Below are 17,696 nucleotides of genomic sequence, written 5' to 3' on the forward strand. Positions count from 1 at the left end.
GGGGGTTTTGGCCTGCAATTGCGGTGAGACGGGAATCGACCATGTGCGGCCGCGCTGCTCGCTTTCCTCATTCATTTTTTCGACGCGTTCGATATTTGCTTTAGCGCGAGATACGGCGTCGAAATATTGAATATCGCCGAAATTGGCGACGGGAGAGACGGCGAATTCGTCCTCTGGGCGTGTAATCTCCTCATCGGAGGTCGTCGAAAAGGTTGTTTGCTGTTCAGGGCATGGGCTACCCTGAGACGTACCAGGCACGGTAAGTCCCTTCGTGGAATCGGGTATCTCGGCAAGGAAATACCTGGTGAAAGCACAAAATGGAGTCGAATCGGCAACTTCGGCCCCAGAAGGACACCTGACGGTGAGGGTGAAAACTAACGTCGTTAGGTGTTCGGAGTTCCGGTCGATCTCGGCAAAGTTCGACCGAATGACGAGCCCCCGCAAGGGGGCTTTGTCATGTGCTGTCCAAGCGTCATGTAGTTGTGTGCGATGGGTGCGGTTCGATCTCCTCCGGTCGGTTTATATTCCTGGCAGTAATTTCATCACATGATCCCTCTCATGTCGCGCACCGGCTCGAATTTTATTTTCACGGGTCGTTGGTGTGCGAGAGTCGGGCAGAGGCATTGACGGATCGTAATTACAAATCGTGTCCTCGCGCCCCCGATTCGTGGAGACCGGTGAAATCAGGGGAGGAGGGAGTGAAGGTCGGTGTCTACCGTCCCCGGCGTGCCGTGAGGCATCTTGCAGCGACATCCGGCGCGGTGTGCATCGAGGGCGGGCACCGCGTAGTCGTAGGAGCCACGGGCGGCGCAAGTTACTGGCTGGCAGTGAGACGGTCGAATCACGCGATCGGACCGCTCTCGACGTCCTGGAATCGCACAGGGGGCGGCGTGGATGAACCAGGGCGGAGCACGGGAGCGATGATCAGAACCTGTGGATCCCGGGCGGGCGTGCCTTCCCGGAAGATGATCTGCAAGGAATCGGTCATGCGCTCTGTCGACCTTGTGGCAGGAGGATCGACTGAGCGAATACGGCGACCTGCCGAATCTGTTCGATCGAGGCCGTTTCCGGATCGGACGCCACGAGGCCGACAGTGTCGGCAATCGCAGCGAACCCGCCGGTGACAGTGAGCCGAGGAGGGGACAGGACCAACGGTCCGTGCATCTCCACCAGCTCGTCGAGGTCGCAGAGGATGGCAGCTGCGCCTTCTCGGACGAGACGGCCTTTCATCCGGCCATCAAGAGCGAAGAGCGTCCATTCACGGCCGTCTCGATCGACAGCAGCCTGATCGTTTGCCCCGGGCTTCATGCGGCAGCCGACCCGAAGAGCGTCAACTGATCACTCGCAGCGGGCATCGGACCAGTCGCCGTGCAACCAGCAGCGCGGCGCCGAGCACGGCTGTTCCGGCCCTTGGTCTTCACCCCGCGCCGGTCTGCGTACTTGTCGAACCCCTCGATATCGATCTCGGCGCCCTGAGTGGAGAACAGTCGGCCGGCCAGAATCTGGTCACTGATCTTCTCACCGCTGGAGAGCCTGCGTTCCAACTCCGTGGCGCACTGGGCCAGCAACGGGCACTGTGCACACGCGGCGACGGCCTGTCGCCACGGGGCGGACTCGTTGCCCGTGACAGTCCACGCAGTCCCTTTTCCGGAGCACAGGCCCTTGCCCGCCTTGATCTCACTGATGGGGGCTTTAAACCGGGTTTCGAGCTCCAGGGCGATACGGCGCGAGGTGGGGCACAGCCGCACGCTCGGGGTGTAGACGAAGCCACACCGGCGGCAGCGACCGGTGCCGCAGTGCTCTCGCTGCATCGCGCGGAGCCGGGTCGTCGAGTAGTTGCTGAGGGACTTGGTGGGCGCAATCGTCGCCATCTTGCGCAGTGCCTCGGCGACGGGCGGGCACAGCGGCTGTTCCTTGGAATAGACGAAGTGGCAGGTCGAGCACGCGGTCTCGGTCATGTTCGGCAGGTGCCGAGCAAGGATGTGGCGCGGATCTTTGCTGCTAGAAGGTGCGCTCCGGGTCCCTTGGCGAAGGGGGGCCGGGCGGGCCGTCACTAGGCGTAAGGGCCCAGTGCCAACTAACGTGTGCATCGCAGGCTCCATATCTGCAATCGAGGTCGCGGGGGGCTAACCCGCGTTCCTCTGGCTTGTCCGGCTGCGTCAACAGTCGGCTTGCACTCTGACGGTCCCTCAGCTGCGTCAACAGCTGGGGGACCGTTCTTTCTCTGTGTTCAATTCCACCACCCCCCTATCCTTATTCTATTCAGCCATAATTCTCTGCCCGTATGCGCACATCGTATCGAGAGGGTTGCACAGTGTCTAGCGATGACCACTTCACGAGGAGGACGCGCACGGTGAGCCGTCGAGTCATACGGGGGTTCAGCCCGGACGCATTGCGCCAAGCGCGGCTTGAGGCGGGTTTTGTGCAGACAGAAACTGCGCGACTGGCCAAGATCGGCACTGAGACTCTTCGTCGCTGGGAGAGCGGTGCCGCTTCTCCCCAGGTGGACCTGCTCGCACGCGTTGTCGAGGTGCTGGGCGTGACGATCGCCGACGTCGTGTTGGTCCCGGAGGACGATCGCTACCCGGGAGACTTCCGCGTGCTGCTGGGTCTGACGCAGCCTCAGCTCGGCGCCAAGGCCGGCCTCCCCACTCAGACGGTGAGTTCGGTGGAGCGTGGCGTGGTTTCGCTCTCGGATGCTGCGGCGCAAAAACTGTCCACAGCCCTCGGGATCTCGGAAGACGAGCTGCGTGCGGCCCATGAGCGTGCTCGGAATAGGCCGCCGGGAGCGCCTGCGTAAGTGTCCCGCTCGTGAAGCCGTCGCGCGTCTCTCGATCCTGGTGCTCGCTCTGTGCATGCCGTCCTCCGATTCCTGGTAGCTGGAAGCAGACCTCACGACTTTCGTGGGCCTTCTGCTTCCAGACGGGAATCACTCACCGACTGGCGCGAGCACGAAGGAGACACTCCCCCGAGCAGAAGGGAACATACCCAGAGGAATCGAACGATGCAAGACTGTTACATTCGTCACTGTAACAGTCACCCGTATCAGATATATGGCGGCTGATAGCCCATATGGCGCGTCCCATAACCTGACCTGCATGGCACTTTCGGGGACATGGATTGCCCTCGACATCATCGGTAGCCAACTAGGTAACGACATCTTCCCCGCGATTCCGAACGAGGCCGGCCCGGCACCTCGACCGCTCCAGAGAACGGAGAACGAGATGCCGGGCCGGCCTCGTTTATGAGACGGGGAGGGAGTAGCTGCCAGCCGCAGGGCGGCGACGAAAATGCCTCCCAACTGCGGTGACGGCACGTCCCCAACGTTTACTGCCCGCCGCGCAACTCTGCATACGCGGCCTCCGCGACGGGCTGGGCCTTGGCGTACTCCGAAATGGCAGTTTCGTCGTTCACGAAGAAACGCTCGTCTTCGATGTATCCGCGCTCATCGGACTGCTGTACCGCCAGCGCGTACGCTGCCGGGTCGCTCGGATCGGCCTTCACGGCTGCGGCGTTATCCATGAACGTGTACGTCGCGACGCGCACCGCGTCCGTGGAATCGGCACCGATGTTGTACGTGAATCGCCATCCATAGATGTCCGCGATTGCGGTCGCAGGCGGCGGCAGGGACAACCCGGACCTCCAGCCCGTTTCGGCCTGACCGGCAAGAAGAGCACCTATGGCCTGTTCCGGCGTGCCTCCGCGTTCCTCCACCGCTTCGATGATCGCGACGGCGTTCCGCTGATGGATCTGGAAGAGAATGTCGGTGCTGTCTTCGCCGAAGACCGATACCGCCGGTGCTGCGGTCGTGCTCGGAACCTCAGCGCCGGCAGGAGCCTGCGGCTCGTCGCTGCCGCATGACACCAGAGCGGTCGCGAGAGCGGCGGTGATCAGGGCAGCACCAAGGTTCTTCAGCTTCACAGGTCCTCCAGGTCAGTAGCGGATCTCGTCGATGAGCCAGCGGTCGCCTTCTCGCACGATCGTGACCCACACCGTGGTGTCGGAATCGACGGTATCGGTGCCGCTGCCGGACACCGCGGTCTGCTTGATGGTGGCCACGCGATGAACGACGGTGTCGGTGTCCTCGGGGCACCCGGAGCACTCGATACTGACGTCGGCGATGACCTTCGCTTGTTCCTCGGCCCACTGAGCCCACTGCACGCTGGGCCCACGCTCGGTGCTGGCGTCGACGATCATGCGCTCGGCAAGGGAATCGGTCAGCCAGTCCCTGGCCCGGCCGTAGGCATCGTTCTGGGTGCCGTCGGTGGCCGGATACCACGTGAATGCCACGGTCAGTCCCTGCTTGGCCGCATCCTCGGCTGCCCGAGCCGGGGGCGCTGGAGTCGTGATCTCCGCAGTTGTAGAAGGCCGGGGCGTCGTGCTGGGCATGGTGGGCGACGACGAACTGGTCGTTGAGCCGGCGCTCGCAGATCCCTCGACCTTGTTGGGGCGAGCCGTGCACGAATACGCGGCCCAACCGATCACTGCGAGGACCAGCAACGCCACGACAAGTTTCCGTGCCTTCAAAAGGCCCTCCGATCCGGACAGAAAATGCAGATGAGCAGCATAAACGACACGTCCCCTTGCGCCGAATGGGACTGCTGCACGATCGGGTGACAGTTTCGGTCACGCAGCCTGTGCGGCTGGTGTGGTCATGATCGTCTCGAACTCGACAGGCGTCAATCTGCCGAGCCTGAGCTGACGTCGCCGGCGGTGATAGGTCCGCTCGATCCAGGTCACGATCGCAATGCGTAGCTGCTCGCGTGTGGCCCAACGCTGCCGGTCGAGGACATTTTTCTGTAGGAGCGCGAAGAAGGACTCCATCGCGGCGTTGTCGCCGGCCGCACCGACCCGGCCCATCGATCCGACCAGATCGTGGCGGGCGAGGGCTCGGACGAATTTCCGGCTACGAAATTGCGACCCACGATCGGAGTGGACCACACACCCGGCGACCGAGTCCCGCCGTGCTACTGCGGATTCGAGGGCGGCGACGGCAAGCCGGGACTTCATCCGATCACTGATCGAGTAGCCGACGATCCGGTTCGAGTAGACGTCCTTGACCGCACACAAGTAGAGCTTGCCCTCCTCGGTGCGATGCTCCGTGATATCGGTGAGCCACAACCGGTTCGGAGCCTCCGCGGTGAAAATGCGGCCGACGAGATCGTCGTGCACCGGTGGCCCGGAACGGCCGCTCTTCGAGCCACGTTTCTTGCCGAAGGAACTCCACCACCGGTTCTCGGAGCAGATCCGCCAGGCCGTGCGGTCCGACATCCGCTCACCGGCATCGCGGGCCTCGTCGGCGAGGAATCGGTAGCCGAACTCCGGGTCCTCGCGATGGGCGTCGAACAGGGCATTCGCCCGATACGCTTCCTCGAGTTCGGCGTCGGTGACCGGGTCGGCGAGCCATCGGTAGTAGGGCTGGCGGGCGAGCTCGAGGACCCGGCACGACACCGCGACGGGGATCCCGTCCGCGGCGAGCTGTTTCACGAGCGGGTAGAGCCTTTTCCCGGAAGATTCGCCTGCGACAGATACGCGGCAGCCCGGCGGAGCACCTCGTTCTCCTGCTCGAGCAGCCGGATGCGTTTACGTGCTTCCCGCAGCTCGGCGCTTTCACCGGCAGTGGTGCCGGGTGTGATGCCGTCCTCGACGTCGGCGGCGCGCATCCAGTTGGTCAGGCACGATTCGCTGATGCCGAAGTCCGCGGCGATCTGCCGCAGGTGCTGGCCCGGTTCGCGGTTGCGGGCCACACGGACGACGTCGTCGCGGAACTCTTTCGGATAGGGCTTGGGCACGGGGTCCATCCTTCCAGCAGTGCCTCACGGCACCACAGTTCAGATGTCACCTATCCGTGCAGCAGTCCCAATGGGTGAAACCCGAACCCATCAATCGCATGTCGCGGTGACGTTCGTAGGTGTCGGGCGCCCACGGGCGGAAGGGATTGCAGTTCCGGCCGGGGGCGCGAAGAACTTCTCCACTATCAAAAATAGGTCTCTGAGCAGCAAAGATGGCACGTCCCCTACATCACTCGGCGGGCTTTCATTCCTGGTTGGAGCGGTGCTTCGGTGACGACATCGCCGGTAGTGGGTGCATGGACCATCTGGCCGTTGCCCGAGTAGATCCCTACATGGCCAGGCCCGGCCGGGCCCCAGCTGCCGAAGACGAGGTCGCCCGGCTGTGCCTTCTCGATCGGCACCTCGACCCCGACGGTCCACTGCTGCTCGGAGGTCCGAGGGAGTGAGATCTTGCCGGCACTGGCCGCATGGACCGCGAACGAGGTCAGGCCCGAGCAGTCGAACCCACCGCCGGAGGGCCCGCCAATGCCACCGCCTCCCCAGACGTACGGCGTGCCCAGGTACTCGCGCGCCGCCGCAACGACCTGCCCATTGCCGTCCGAGGAATTCGGCATGAACCGGCCCCGCGAGTTCGGGTTGGTGAAGGCCGCGCGCGCTGCGGTGATCTTGGCGACGTAGTTCTGTGTTTCCGCATAAGGCGGGATGCCTCGATGCAGCAGCACCGCTCCCGGCCCTGCGTTGTAGGCCGCCAGGGTCAGCTCGATCGGATCTCCCGGTACTTCGGAAGTGTCCTGGTAGAGCGCGCACATGAAGTGTGCTTGCGAGATCACCGCATCACCGATCGAGTTCGGGTCCGCTGTTCCGTCACCATCGTGGTCCTTGCCCCAGGTAGCCCAGGTGCCAGGCATGAACTGCGCCGGTCCCACCGCGCCGGCCGGTGAGACGGGAGCGTTCGGACCGTGACGGAAGTTGTTCTCCTGCTGGAGTTGCGCGGCCAGGAGAGCCGAGTCGATCTCCGGGCACACCGCGCCTGCGCGCCGCAGCCACGGCTCGAACTCGGCCGGTACGGCTCCGAAGGCGAGATTGCCGCCGCCGGCCATACCGAATCCCGAACAGTCGGCGGTCGAACGGGACGCGGCGACGAGCTGCACGTCGCTGCTTCGCTCGCTGTCACTGGTGTGAGGGTCATCGGCGAGCAGTGCAGCTCCGCCGTTTTGCTGCGCAATCTCGGGCAGCACGGTCACCGGGTCGATCGGTGTGCCGCCCTGCAACCGGCCGCCCTGCCAGTACTCGAAGTGCAGGTGCGCTCCGGTGCTACTGCCGGCGTTTCCGATGTCGGCGATGTGCTCGCCCGCGGTCACTCGCTGGCCGGCGATCACATGGATGCCGTCGGCGAACATGTGCCCGTAGACAGTGCTCACGGGGGAGCCGTCGACGTTGGAGTCGATGATCACCCAGTTCTCGAATCCGACCCCTGGCCCTTCCCCCGAGGACCCGGCGGCGACGACCACCCCGTCGAGTGCCGCGAGGATCGGCGTGCCGACCGGACCTGCCAGGTCATCGCCTTGATGCTGCCCACCCCAGCGCGGACCGAATCCGGAGGTGTGAGTGGTTGTTCCGGGACGAACCGGCAACTGGATCGGGCCGGAGACCGGCACGGACGCCCCTGGTGCAGTCTCCGCGGAACCGCTGGTATCGGTCGGCAGGACCCGGCACGGATCGCGCGGGATCACCGGCGCGCCCACCGAGCACGCGGACGTGCCAATGACGACGGCAGCCGCCCCACCGAGCAACAGCGCCTTTCCTGCGCGGCGGACGCTCACAGCTGCCCCGGGATAGGGGTGTCGAGTTCCGGAATCGGAATCGGGCCCGGAACCGGTACGGGAGTGGGATCGGCGGTGCGACTCGGTGTCACCTCGGAGTCGTCGCGATCGAGCGTCGGCTCCGAGGTCGTCGTCGGTGAGGGCGGAGAAGACTTGGTCGTAGGGGTGGACTGTGCAGATGCGTCGTCATCCGTCGACGTCCGGGGCGTGGGGGTTGTCGTGGCCGGTCTTGTGGCGTCTTCGACCTCGGACAGTTCCAGCGTCGGCAGCGGAGTGGTGACCGCCCACTGCTGGGTGCCATCCGACAGTTCCTCGACGACGACCGAGACCAACAGATCTCCCGCCTGCGTCGGGACGCTCACCTGCGCGGCCGGAGCCTCTGCATCGCCGGTCACCGAGGTGCTTGTCGTGGGGCCGGTGATGACGATCGGAGTCCGCGGCCGTGCGGCCACTGTGGCTGGACCGGGCGTATCCACGGTGTAGCGGCTCAGCGCGCGGGTCCACTCGGCGTCGGAAAGTGCCGTGTCGACGAAGACGTGCGCGTAGGCCATCGCGGTCGCGGGTGCGCTGGAAGCGACCCAGGACGCCGACTTGGCGACCACCACGGACTCGGTGACCTCGTCGAGGTTGTACTCGATTGCCGTCGTGGGCGGCGCGCTCTCAACAGCTTCTATCGCGGTGCTGCCTACGGATCGAGGCTGCGGATCTTCTCCGAAGATCATTCCGACCAGCGACAACACAGCGAGGCCAGAACCTACCGAAATCGCCAGGTTGGTACGTGAGTAGAGCACCCACCGCCGGATCGGTGCGAGCACGGGGTTGGGTCCGGACCTCGTCATCAGGCGTACCTATCCGTCGACTTGGGGCCGGACGGTGCAGGTGCATTCCGGACCCGTGCCCGGGAAGCGGTGGTCACCGTCGATCTGGCGGAGTTGAGTGCCAGGTGGCGGGGGGTTCGACTCGGCTCGCGATTGCCGGTAGGGGTGTAGACCTTCATCGGTGCGATGGCCGAGCGGTCCCCGCCGTCCCAGCGCTGCCCGACGCTCGCTGTCAGCATCTCCTTGCGAGCTTGCCGATCTTGACGGCGGTTCTCGACCTCGTCCTTGTCCAGGCGCTTCCACGCTGCGGCGCCGGATGCTGCGGCCCGCTCGGTGTCCTTGCGCTCCACGGGATTGTCTCCTCGGGCCATGTCCCGGCTGGCGACAGCGGCGATGCTGGCGATACGTGCGTCGCGCTCGGCAATCCGGTCGGTGCCCTGACCCAGACGTTCGATGCGGCTCTTGCGAGCGTCTGACCGTGCCTGTGTCAGTGCCTGCTGCCTGCGGTTGCCCAGGCCGCGGCCTTCGGGTCTGGCTACGAAGGCTGCCTTGGCCTCGCCGTCACCGGCGATGTCGCCTTCGTGAGCCCGTCGAGCGAAGCGTTCACCGGCCTTGGCTGCGATTGCCCCGCCGGGCCCGCCGATTGCTGCGCCTGCTGCGGCGAATGCCTTGGTCTTGAGGGAGCGTTTCGCCTCGCGGGCCTTGCGATTGACCATGCTCGTGTTGTTCTGGGTGAAGGTCTGGGTCATTCGCTTGAACGGACGCATGATCGCCCAGCACACAACGGTCAACAGGATCATGAACCACAGTCGCCAGGACCCGTCGACCTGACCGTTGTCGACGCCGTACAGCTGCACGAGGGCCATCAGGTACAGCGCGACGATGACCGCACCGGCTACGCCCCACATGTAGGCGGTGGCGAGCATCCGCATGATGCGGGCCAGCCAGCCACCGCCGGCAAGTGCGAGCGGCACCCACAGCGGCGCGAACAGGATGGCGAAGCGGATCGCCAGCAGTGCGGTGATTTTGAGCAGTGAGGCGCCGATCCAGAGCACTGACGGCATGGCCAGTTTGAGCATGCCGAGGAACCCGGTCGAGGTACGTCCGGAGTCTTTGCCCTGGAATTGGTAGTAGGACAACTGATGGTCGGATTCCAGCGATGCGACGATCTCGCGGAACTTGTCGGACTTGTGCTCGGCGAGCTCGGCCTGGGCGGCCGGATCGTTCTTGACCCGCTCCTGCTCTTCGTACGAGAAGGCCAGCGAATCGCGCAGCTTCGGCCCCAGTCCGGCAGCGTCCGTCTGGTCGTAGTTGGTTCCGAACCAGCCTTTGCGCCAATCCTCGAGAAACACCCGATCGATCAGCACATTCTTCGGATCCGTCGGGCCACTCGTGAGGGTGCCACCGCCGGGGTCGTCGCCGAACTGGACCGAGAAGATCTGGTCCTGGGTCTCGGTGATCAGGGCGCCGAACGTCTCGTCGGCGACGTGGACCGCTTTCTGCGGTGCACCGACGAACAGTGCTCCGAGCATCAGTCCGGCCGCGGCGATCGCCGAGGTCTTCGTGACGCCGGCGGCGTCGGCCTTGAGCGACTTCCACAGCACGATCGCGGCGACGATGGTCAGCGCGATCATCAGCCACTCCACGTAGACGCCGCGCATGCCAGCGGAGATGGAATAGACGATGCGGTCGAACTGGGCCAGGGCGGGCTCAACACCCGCCTCGAGGGCGTCCTGCCCCGTCTGGGTCTGGTCGTCGAGCCAGAAGGCTGCGGCCGCGAGCGATTTGCCGATGGTCAGGAAGGTGTTGCCCAGCGTGGTGTCGGCGACCGCGCCGGGCGCCTTGACCAGATCCTCGCCGCAGCCGAGATCGTAGGTGTGCCACTTCAGCCCGGCCCACCCGTAACTCTCGTAGCCGGTGCCACCTCCCCCTTCCCGGGGTGCCCGGTGGGCGCTGGACGAGTCGAAGGTCGTCTCGATGACCTCGTTGGGGAACTCCGCGGTCGGCACCTCTGTGCAGTCGAATCCGCCCGCGGCCGCTACACCGGTGCCCGCTGCGATCAGCGAGATGCCCGCGAGCATCAACACGGTCAGAAACCGCGCCAGCAGCCCCGTACGCCACCCGAAACGGCGCGGGGAAGGGCAACGACCGGTCGAGTCGGCTCGGAACGGCTGCGGGCTCATGAGGCGCCGCCCATCGCCGCGCGGGTCGCCCGCGAGTCCAGCGCCTCGAACACGTGCGCCAGGTGGACGAAGTGGGTCCAGTCCGAGCGGATCAGTTCGATGTCGTCGGCCATCTTCACGATGAACCGGCGTGCTTGATCGAAGTGCTCGGTGTTGGTGTCCGGATCGAAGGTGTCCTCGCCGCCGCCTCCGAGGTCGGCCAGCAACGCTTCGTAGCCTTCCCCAGAGGGGAGGTTCAGCAATTTCAGAGCGCCGTCGATGGCGTGAGCGTTACCGCCGAGATCGCCGATGATGACCTCGTAGGTCAGAGCCGACTTGTCGTCGCTGCCGTCGACGCCGAGATAGTCATCGGGCAGCTGGGAGCACACGAGCGCGCGGACTTTGTACTTGCGCGAGTCACGCGCGATGCGCAGGTTCAGGGTGCGGCCGGCGCCGGTCTGCTCGAGGTACTTGTTCTCGTCGAGGAACAGCACCTTGCGCTCGTAGCGCGGCAGCTCGTAGACGAGCCGGTTCGCCAGCCACGCGGCCATGTGCATCAGCGGGCCGGCCATGCGCTGCTGCGGGGTCCACTGCGACGGGTCGGTACCGGTGGGAGGCAGTTGCAGTCCGGGCATCGTCAGCACCGTCAGCCGGATGTTGTCGCCTGCGATGTCGCCGGTGTCTCCTGTGGTTCCGCGCTCGGGGAAGAGCACTCGGGCCTCGGCGAGATCGGCCATCATCGTCAGGTCCTGGTGCACGCTGCGCGCGCAGGTACGCAGGTCGGCGTTCTCGTCGTCATTGCCGAGCGCGGCGATCGCGTCGAGGACTTCACGCAGGTTGTGGTGGCGTTCGCCGCCGACGGTGTTCGCCGCGGTCTGAAGGACGGTTTCGGTCCACTCGTGCTCGAGGCGGGCGGGGGTCAACATCATCTTGAGTACCGACACCGCCACCGAGATCCGCTCGGCCTGCGCGGCGCGTACGTCGGCCTCGTACTGGGCGTGGGCGGCGGCGACAGGATCGGCGTCGTCGGCGTAATCCGGGTTGGCGGGGTCGTACTCGGGGTCGTCACGGCGTGGGTCGACGATCACCCGGTACGGATTCAAGGAGCCGGGGCGGGAGGTGCGCCCGGTCAATGCTTGGACATCGGCGATACCCCGGAACTCGGGGAGCTGCGCGAGTTTCTTGAGCGGCCCGGACGGGTCGAGCACCACCCCGTAGGCCCCGGCGCGCACTGCTTGGTAGACGAGCATTCCGGCGAGGAATGTCTTGCCCGAGCCGGGCACCGCCACGATCGGGGTCAAGCCGGACTTGTGCTTCTTCTCGTGCGCGGCGAACAGATCCCACACCGCCGGACGGGGTGCGATCGAGGCGGTCTCGCCGATCACCACACCGTTGCGGTCCCCGATCCGGTCGCCGACCGCGGCCATCCCCGCGGAGACGGCTTCGACACTCATGCGCCGGCAGTGCGCGATGTTGGCGAGCGGTTCGCCCGGGATGAACTCGCGCAGCAACTGGTACTGGCCGTGCTCCTGCTCGAGACGGATGCGCGGGGCGTACATCTCCTGGAGCATCGACACCTTTTCTTTCGCTTCGTCCGGTGTCGAGCCGACGACGAGCACCCGGTACCAGCCCTCGGTGCGTACCGACAGCCCCGAGTGGTCGTCTTCGATGTCGGAGATCACCTGCTGCGCGAGCGCGTGCTGTTCGGCGAGTTCCTGCGGTGGGACCTGATCGTGTTCGACGGTGTAGTGATCGAACTGCGCTTCGATGCGCGCGGTGAGCCGGCGCAGCTGGTGGATGGACTGGCTCTTGGTCTTCAGGCGGATGCGCTCGGACCATTCGAGCGGTTCACCGGACGAGTCGCCGAGGACCTGCCAGGGCAGCATCCGCTCCGGGATCGGCAGCGGCGCCATCCGCCCGACGGTGAGGACGATGGCGTAGCCGGTGTAGTCGCGGCCACCGACCTGACCGCGCACGGCGGTGTACCCGTCGCCGGGGGTCAATTCCAGATCGGTGAGGTCTTCGAGCGCAGCGACATCGGACTGTTCCCAGTGACCGCCACCGGAGATCACCCCCTCGGCATCGAGAGGCAATCCGAGCGAGGCCGAGCGCAGCAACAGATAGTCCATCAACGCACCCGTTGCGGGCTTGGCGCGCACCCCCTGCCCGGACAGGATGCGTTCGATCGTGGCGAGGTGATCGGCGAGCGCCTTCTGCTCGCCCAGGAACGCTGTGCGCGCCCAGGACCGGACCAGCTTCGCGACCCGGCCCAGCAGTGGCACATCGATCACAGGAAGCAGCCATTCGGAGACGGTGTCGAGTCCGACCGCCAGCGCCGTCCGCGGCGGTAGCTCCACACCCCAGTAGCGGCCTTTCTGGGTCGAGTTGCCCCACAGCATCGCGTGCTGCTGACCGCGCAGATAGTCCGACCACGACAACGCACCAGGAACGTCGGGGATCGGTTCGGCCCACGCGTCATGCGCTTGCGCCCATTGGCGCACCGGCCACGGGGTTCGCACCAGCCGGCGGTGCAGACCGGTCACGCCGGCGTCGGCGAGGTTCGCCAGCACCAGCGCTTCGTTCTGGATGTAGCGGCGCTGCCGGGCGACCGGACGCATGTTCCACGGTCCGGGCTCTTGGATGAACCATGCGGTCGACCGCTTGCGGGTGCGGGTGATGTTGCCTTCCACACCGACCAGTTGCAGGCGTACCGCTTTGCGGGCGCGATCGGCGCGCTTGGCGGCGGCCTTGGACTGGCGGGTGAACTCGGCGTCGGCGCCGGTGGCCTTGCCGCGCTTCGTGCGTCCACCCCTGCGCTTGCTGTCCGTCCGGTCCGCCTCGACAGCGAGGGGCGCGGCGCTCACCTCGGTGGGGGAGGCGATGCTGCTGTCGGGGACCTGGGACCACGCCAATTCCGGCTCCGCGGCCCGAGCAGGTGCAGGCGGCGGGGGAGTGGTTCTACTCGCTGCCATCGCTGCGGCCCAGGACGGGGGCAGCGCGCCGGGCGGCACGATCGCCGGTTCGGGCTCGTCGAAGTTCGGATCGAACAGCGACGCGATGTCGTTGTCGGGCTGCAAAGTCATCGGGAGAGGTTCCCTTCGTTCGGCGCGGTGTCCTGCGCGCTCCGCCGGGTGTGGAAGGCGGCAGGGATGCGGAGCACAACGGTCTGGCCGACCTTGGGCGGGCGCGGGGCGTTCAGGTCGTTCCATGCGGCCTTGAGCACCGACCACAGTGGGCGGTCGGCGTTGACGTATTTCGTGACCTTCGAGGTGAGCACGACACCGAGCGCGAGGATGATCACGATCGACTGGAAGCCGAGCGAGATGTGCACGATCGCGCGGGCGATGAAGAAGACGGTGAAGATGATGGCCACACCGATCCCGACCGCTCCGTAGCGCACTCGGAACGGCAGCGTGAATCCGGTCGGGCCGAGATAGTGCCGATCCACGCGGTGCAGCATGTCGTCGTTGTCGATCACGGTCGTGCCCTTCAGTCGTCGGCCGGTGGTTGCAGGTAGCGGTCAGACCTGGATGCCGACCAGACCGAGGAGCCATCTGCCGATCCCGGTCGCCGCGTCGGGGTTCGTCGCGACGACCAGATACGCCATGCCCGCCACGGACAGGCCGCCGACGGAGACGACCTTCGACAGGTTGCCGCGCAGGCCACCCATCAGCACCACGCACGCGATGAGAATGAGAATCGTGAAGACGATGTTGTCTTCGATCCATGCGCGCACCCCCGTGGTGCTGACCTCGGTGGTCTGGGCGAGTGCGTCGCCCGTGGAGATCGTTGTGATCGCCAGTTCGGCCAAGCTTGACGCGTAAGACATGAGCGCTCCAGTGATGGTTCGGTCGATACACCCGAGTTGGGATGGGCGAGACCGTAAAACGGCGAGACGTTTTTCCCCAACAGGGTGACCGCACCTATCGCGTGGGTCCGCAGAGGTCGACAAGCAGATCGAACGAGACGGACACGCACCGTCGAGCGCCCCCGAAATGCGGTGCAGACATGACGCATCCGACGGTGGGCCGTAGCAGTGTCCACGAGCCCGCTCTCAGCGTCCACACAGCGGTGCGCTCGTCGATGCCTATGGGGCGGTAGCAGTTGTAGCTCTCATATGGGTACCCAGTACGCCTATCCCAGCGCCGCTCTCGCGCGATGCGGCAGTGGTGATCGCCCGGCGGTGATCGAGCGCGGGGAGAAGGGCGGCGCGGATCAGACGTACGCGCACGGAGAAAGAGCGCTCGTGTGAGCGCATGACATCAGCGGTGGATTGGGGGATCGATGTGAGCGGTGGATTCGACCGCTCGAAAAAGCGCTCGTAGCGCCTACCCCTCCGGGGTCACTCCCCCCCGGCGTTCCTTGGGGGGGAGTGTAACTCAGAATTCCGCCGAGCGCCAACGCTATTCGCGACCGCCCACGTCGAACGCTATTTCAAGCGCTCGATGCACCGGTCGTACACACGCGCAGCGGCGGTGACGTCCAACGCTGTCGTGCCCGCTCATCGGAGCGGTCGTGAAGGCGGGGCTACTCGCACAATCGAGCACTCTTCCGAGCCGTGCGCGACCGCTCCAGCGAGCGCTCGACAGAGCGCGACGCACGTGCATCGACGCCCCGCTATGTCGAGCGCTCGGCACAGCGGTGCGCACACAGGTTTTCGACCGCTGATTCGAGCGCTCCGAACAGCGGTGCGCAGCCGAGTGGAAGAGCGCTCGATGCAGCGATCGAACGAACAGCGGGTGTACGCGCCTCAAGCGGTTGCCGAACATGTTGGACATCACGTCAATCGGCGGCCGGCGTCCCGACACGACATGCCACCGCTCGAAGGGGCGGAAGGTGTCCACCCTGTTGGTGAAAACAGCACCCCTCTGTAACTCTGCTCGCACCCACCGAAGGGCAGCCACATCGTCAGCGACGTCGACACGAGCGAAAGGCACAGGCAGTGAGCGGAACTCCAGACCCACTCAAAGACTGGTTGGTCGCTGTGTGGCGCGACACGGTCGGAGACAGTGGCGACGCTCGCGGCCCCCGCATCGGCGACGATGGCCGCCCCACCGGAGCCTCGCGCTTCGTGCCGTTCTCACCGCTTACTGCGGTATCTGCCGCAGCCGCCTTCTCCAGCCCGCACGTCATCGCTTCGGTTGCCGACAACGCCGCGGCTCTGGATGCGCTGACCCAGCTGCACGACTGCCGGTGGCCGCTGGCGATAGCGACCGCACCGCTGATCGGTCTCGACCTTGCCCGTCACCGCGGCCGCCGGTGGTCTCAGATGCTCGAATCGATGGTCCGGCAGAGCACCGGTCACCTGCCCACAAAAGTCACTGTTCCGCTGTCCGCTGGTCGGCGCACGATGCGCCGCGCGACGATCACGCTGCCGCGTGGTGCGGTGATCCGGCCCAAGCAGTTCGAGGAATTCTCCCGAGCGGTCGAGTCGGCATTCGGTGGCAGCGACTCGTGGGCGATGACGGTGCGGCACGACGCGCACCGCGACCGACTCGTCCTCACCCGCACCCCGGTCGCCCCGGACACCCGCAGCGAACGGCAGAAGGCTCTTCAGGACGCGCTCGATGCGGCGTCGATCTTCTCCGACCCCAAGGTCACCGTCGAAACGATCGATGAGAACGCCGTCGAGACCGGCTATCGGATCACTTTCGACAAGTCGATGAATACCGGCTCACCCGGCTTCCAAATGAAAGTCGAGGAAGCGCTCGCCTCGTTGGCGGGGGAGCACGAGTCCGGTCGCAACTGGACCACTGATTGGTACCCCAGCAAGGGCTATCTGGTGATGCGCCTCGTCACTGCCATGCCCACGCGCGTGGACCACCCCCTCGAACTGGTCGATGAGAACCTGCGGCACCTGCCCTATGCGACCGGCGCGGCCGATCGGATCATGTTCTGGGATGTGTCCACCAGCTCGAACAAGCCGCACTGCCTGATCGTCGGCCCCACCGGTGGCGGCAAGACCTCGGTGATCCGCACCCTGCTCACCGAGGCCGCGCGGCGCGGTATCCCGTTCGTGGGGGTCGATCCGAAGATGATCGAACTCGATGGCCTCGAGGGCTATCCGGGGTGCGGGGCGATCATCTACGACGCGCTGCGCGCAGCGATGTTCGTGCGCGCCCTGCACACCGAGATGATGGCCCGCAACGCCTACATCCACCAGATGAAGATCGAAGGCTCCCAGCTGCCGCTGATGATCGCGGTGCTCGACGAGTTCTTCATCCTCTCCGGCAAGTGGCAACGCCTGGCCAAGACCGGCGACGACGAAACCAAGACGCAGCTCAAAGAACTCGATCCGCTCGGAGCCTGGGCGGATCTGGCGGTGCTCGCCCGCTCGGCCGGCATCCGATTGTTGCTCGGGGTGCAGCGCCCGGACGCGTCCTTGTTCGGCGGCGCCTCGGGCAATGCGCGCGACAACTTCGGCACCCGCATTTCGCTCGGCAACCTCTCGCAGGACGGCGCGCTGATGATGTGGGGCGACTCCACCGTCGGGCGCGAGGTCGACACCTCCGTCAAGGGCCGCGGAATCGCCCTCGGGGACGACGGTAATCCGGTCGATGCGCAGATGTGGTGGACCCCGAACGTCGACAAGCATCCGAACAAGTGGAACCAGCTCTCGCAGAGCGAAAAGGCGATCATCGACGGCCTGATACCGGCGGAGGCGCCGCAGTTCACCTGCTACTCACCGGAACTGGCCGACTTCATCGAATCCGAACGGGCGCTGGCGAAGCGTGCGCGCAGCCACGGCAGCGTCCCCGAACCGATCGTCATCGGGGCGGGTCGTGGCGACGATGCCGCGGTGTCGATGGTCAAAGAAGAGCCCGAGTCGGCACCGGAACCGGAGGCAGACGACGACGACTTCGCCGATGCCATTCCGGCGTCGAGTGTGCAGGCCGGTCAGACCGTGCTCATCGACGACGATGACGGCGAGCTGGTGCCGGTCACCGTCGACGACGTCGAGGTGCGCCGCAACAAGAAGGGCGAGGTCACCTCGACCGTTCTGATCGTGGGCACCGGCCGCGTCAAGACCCGCATCACCTTCGACGCGACCGGCGTCGTGGCACTGCCCGATCCCGACTCTGTAGGAGCGCCCGCATGACC

At 65.7% G+C, this 17,696-nt stretch carries 13 protein-coding genes; 3 read left to right on the forward strand and 10 right to left on the reverse strand.

The window, feature by feature from the left end:
* Window positions 1-1,002 precede the first annotated feature (1,002 nt).
* The gene (locus ACWDTS_RS13895) at window positions 1,003-1,338 is read left to right on the forward strand and encodes a hypothetical protein (protein WP_450118395.1); all 336 of its coding nucleotides are present in this window, start codon (window positions 1,003-1,005) and stop codon (window positions 1,336-1,338) included.
* On the opposite strand, the gene ACWDTS_RS13900 is transcribed toward ACWDTS_RS13895, so the two are convergent.
* Complete coding sequence (locus ACWDTS_RS13900; RefSeq protein WP_450118396.1) at window positions 1,305-1,958, reverse strand: hypothetical protein; 654 nt, start codon at window positions 1,956-1,958, stop codon at window positions 1,305-1,307. The two genes, ACWDTS_RS13895 and ACWDTS_RS13900, sit on opposite strands and share 34 nt — an antisense overlap.
* A gap of 410 nt (window positions 1,959-2,368) precedes the next feature.
* Here ACWDTS_RS13900 and ACWDTS_RS13905 point away from each other — a divergent pair, with 410 nt between their 5' ends.
* Window positions 2,369-2,800 (forward strand): helix-turn-helix domain-containing protein, encoded by a 432-nt coding sequence (locus tag ACWDTS_RS13905; protein WP_450118431.1) that lies wholly within the window; start codon window positions 2,369-2,371, stop codon window positions 2,798-2,800.
* A gap of 527 nt (window positions 2,801-3,327) precedes the next feature.
* Here the strand turns inward: ACWDTS_RS13905 and ACWDTS_RS13910 are convergent.
* The 9 genes from ACWDTS_RS13910 to ACWDTS_RS13950 form a co-directional block, all read right to left on the reverse strand.
* On the reverse strand, window positions 3,328-3,921 hold the full coding sequence (locus tag ACWDTS_RS13910; RefSeq protein ID WP_450118397.1) for a hypothetical protein: 594 nt from the start codon (window positions 3,919-3,921) through the stop codon (window positions 3,328-3,330).
* 12 nt (window positions 3,922-3,933) lie between these two features.
* Entirely contained in the window at window positions 3,934-4,290 is a 357-nt protein-coding gene (locus ACWDTS_RS13915) for a hypothetical protein (protein WP_450118398.1), read from the reverse strand.
* A 336-nt stretch (window positions 4,291-4,626) separates the two neighbouring features.
* Window positions 4,627-5,792 (reverse strand): IS3 family transposase gene (locus ACWDTS_RS13920; protein WP_230793018.1). Its coding sequence is split into 2 segments (ribosomal slippage): window positions 4,627-5,517 and window positions 5,520-5,792, totalling 1,164 coding nucleotides; the frame shifts between segments, so codons are not numbered across the junction.
* A 224-nt stretch (window positions 5,793-6,016) separates the two neighbouring features.
* Window positions 6,017-7,615: an NlpC/P60 family protein gene (locus ACWDTS_RS13925; protein WP_450118399.1), complete on the reverse strand. Its 1,599-nt coding sequence runs from the start codon at window positions 7,613-7,615 to the stop codon at window positions 6,017-6,019.
* Window positions 7,612-8,454 carry a hypothetical protein gene (locus ACWDTS_RS13930; protein WP_231414588.1) on the reverse strand — a complete coding sequence of 281 codons (843 nt, stop codon included), beginning with the start codon at window positions 8,452-8,454 and terminating at the stop codon, window positions 7,612-7,614. The genes ACWDTS_RS13925 and ACWDTS_RS13930 overlap by 4 nt, the downstream gene beginning before the upstream one ends.
* Entirely contained in the window at window positions 8,454-10,514 is a 2,061-nt protein-coding gene (locus tag ACWDTS_RS13935; RefSeq protein WP_450118432.1) for a hypothetical protein, read from the reverse strand. The genes ACWDTS_RS13930 and ACWDTS_RS13935 overlap by 1 nt, the downstream gene beginning before the upstream one ends.
* Window positions 10,515-10,612: 98 nt before the next feature.
* Complete coding sequence (locus tag ACWDTS_RS13940; protein WP_450118400.1) at window positions 10,613-13,678, reverse strand: ATP-binding protein; 3,066 nt, start codon at window positions 13,676-13,678, stop codon at window positions 10,613-10,615.
* Window positions 13,675-14,073 carry a hypothetical protein gene (locus tag ACWDTS_RS13945; RefSeq protein ID WP_450118401.1) on the reverse strand — a complete coding sequence of 133 codons (399 nt, stop codon included), beginning with the start codon at window positions 14,071-14,073 and terminating at the stop codon, window positions 13,675-13,677. Before ACWDTS_RS13945 ends, ACWDTS_RS13940 begins: the two co-directional genes overlap by 4 nt.
* Window positions 14,074-14,115: 42 nt before the next feature.
* On the reverse strand, window positions 14,116-14,424 hold the full coding sequence (locus tag ACWDTS_RS13950) for a hypothetical protein (protein ID WP_217580502.1): 309 nt from the start codon (window positions 14,422-14,424) through the stop codon (window positions 14,116-14,118).
* Between the two features lie 1,113 nt (window positions 14,425-15,537).
* On the opposite strand from ACWDTS_RS13950, the gene ACWDTS_RS13955 reads away from it, so the two are divergent.
* Window positions 15,538-17,694, forward strand: coding sequence for a type IV secretory system conjugative DNA transfer family protein (locus ACWDTS_RS13955; RefSeq protein ID WP_450118402.1), 2,157 nt, complete (start codon window positions 15,538-15,540; stop codon window positions 17,692-17,694).
* The last annotated feature ends 2 nt before the right edge of the window (window positions 17,695-17,696 follow it).

The sequence above is a fragment of the Rhodococcus sp. NPDC003383 genome, from assembly GCF_053589115.1.

Excerpts from the sequence above, each read along its gene's own strand:
- ACWDTS_RS13935 (WP_450118432.1), bottom strand. The coding sequence starts at position 10,514 with ATGCTCGCGGGCATCTCGCTGATCGCAGCGGGCACCGGTGTAGCGGCC.
- ACWDTS_RS13900 (WP_450118396.1), bottom strand. The coding sequence starts at position 1,958 with ATGACCGAGACCGCGTGCTCGACCTGCCACTTCGTCTATTCCAAGGAA.
- ACWDTS_RS13950 (WP_217580502.1), bottom strand. The coding sequence starts at position 14,424 with ATGTCTTACGCGTCAAGCTTGGCCGAACTGGCGATCACAACGATCTCC.
- ACWDTS_RS13930 (WP_231414588.1), bottom strand. The coding sequence starts at position 8,454 with ATGACGAGGTCCGGACCCAACCCCGTGCTCGCACCGATCCGGCGGTGG.
- ACWDTS_RS13940 (WP_450118400.1), bottom strand. The coding sequence starts at position 13,678 with ATGACTTTGCAGCCCGACAACGACATCGCGTCGCTGTTCGATCCGAAC.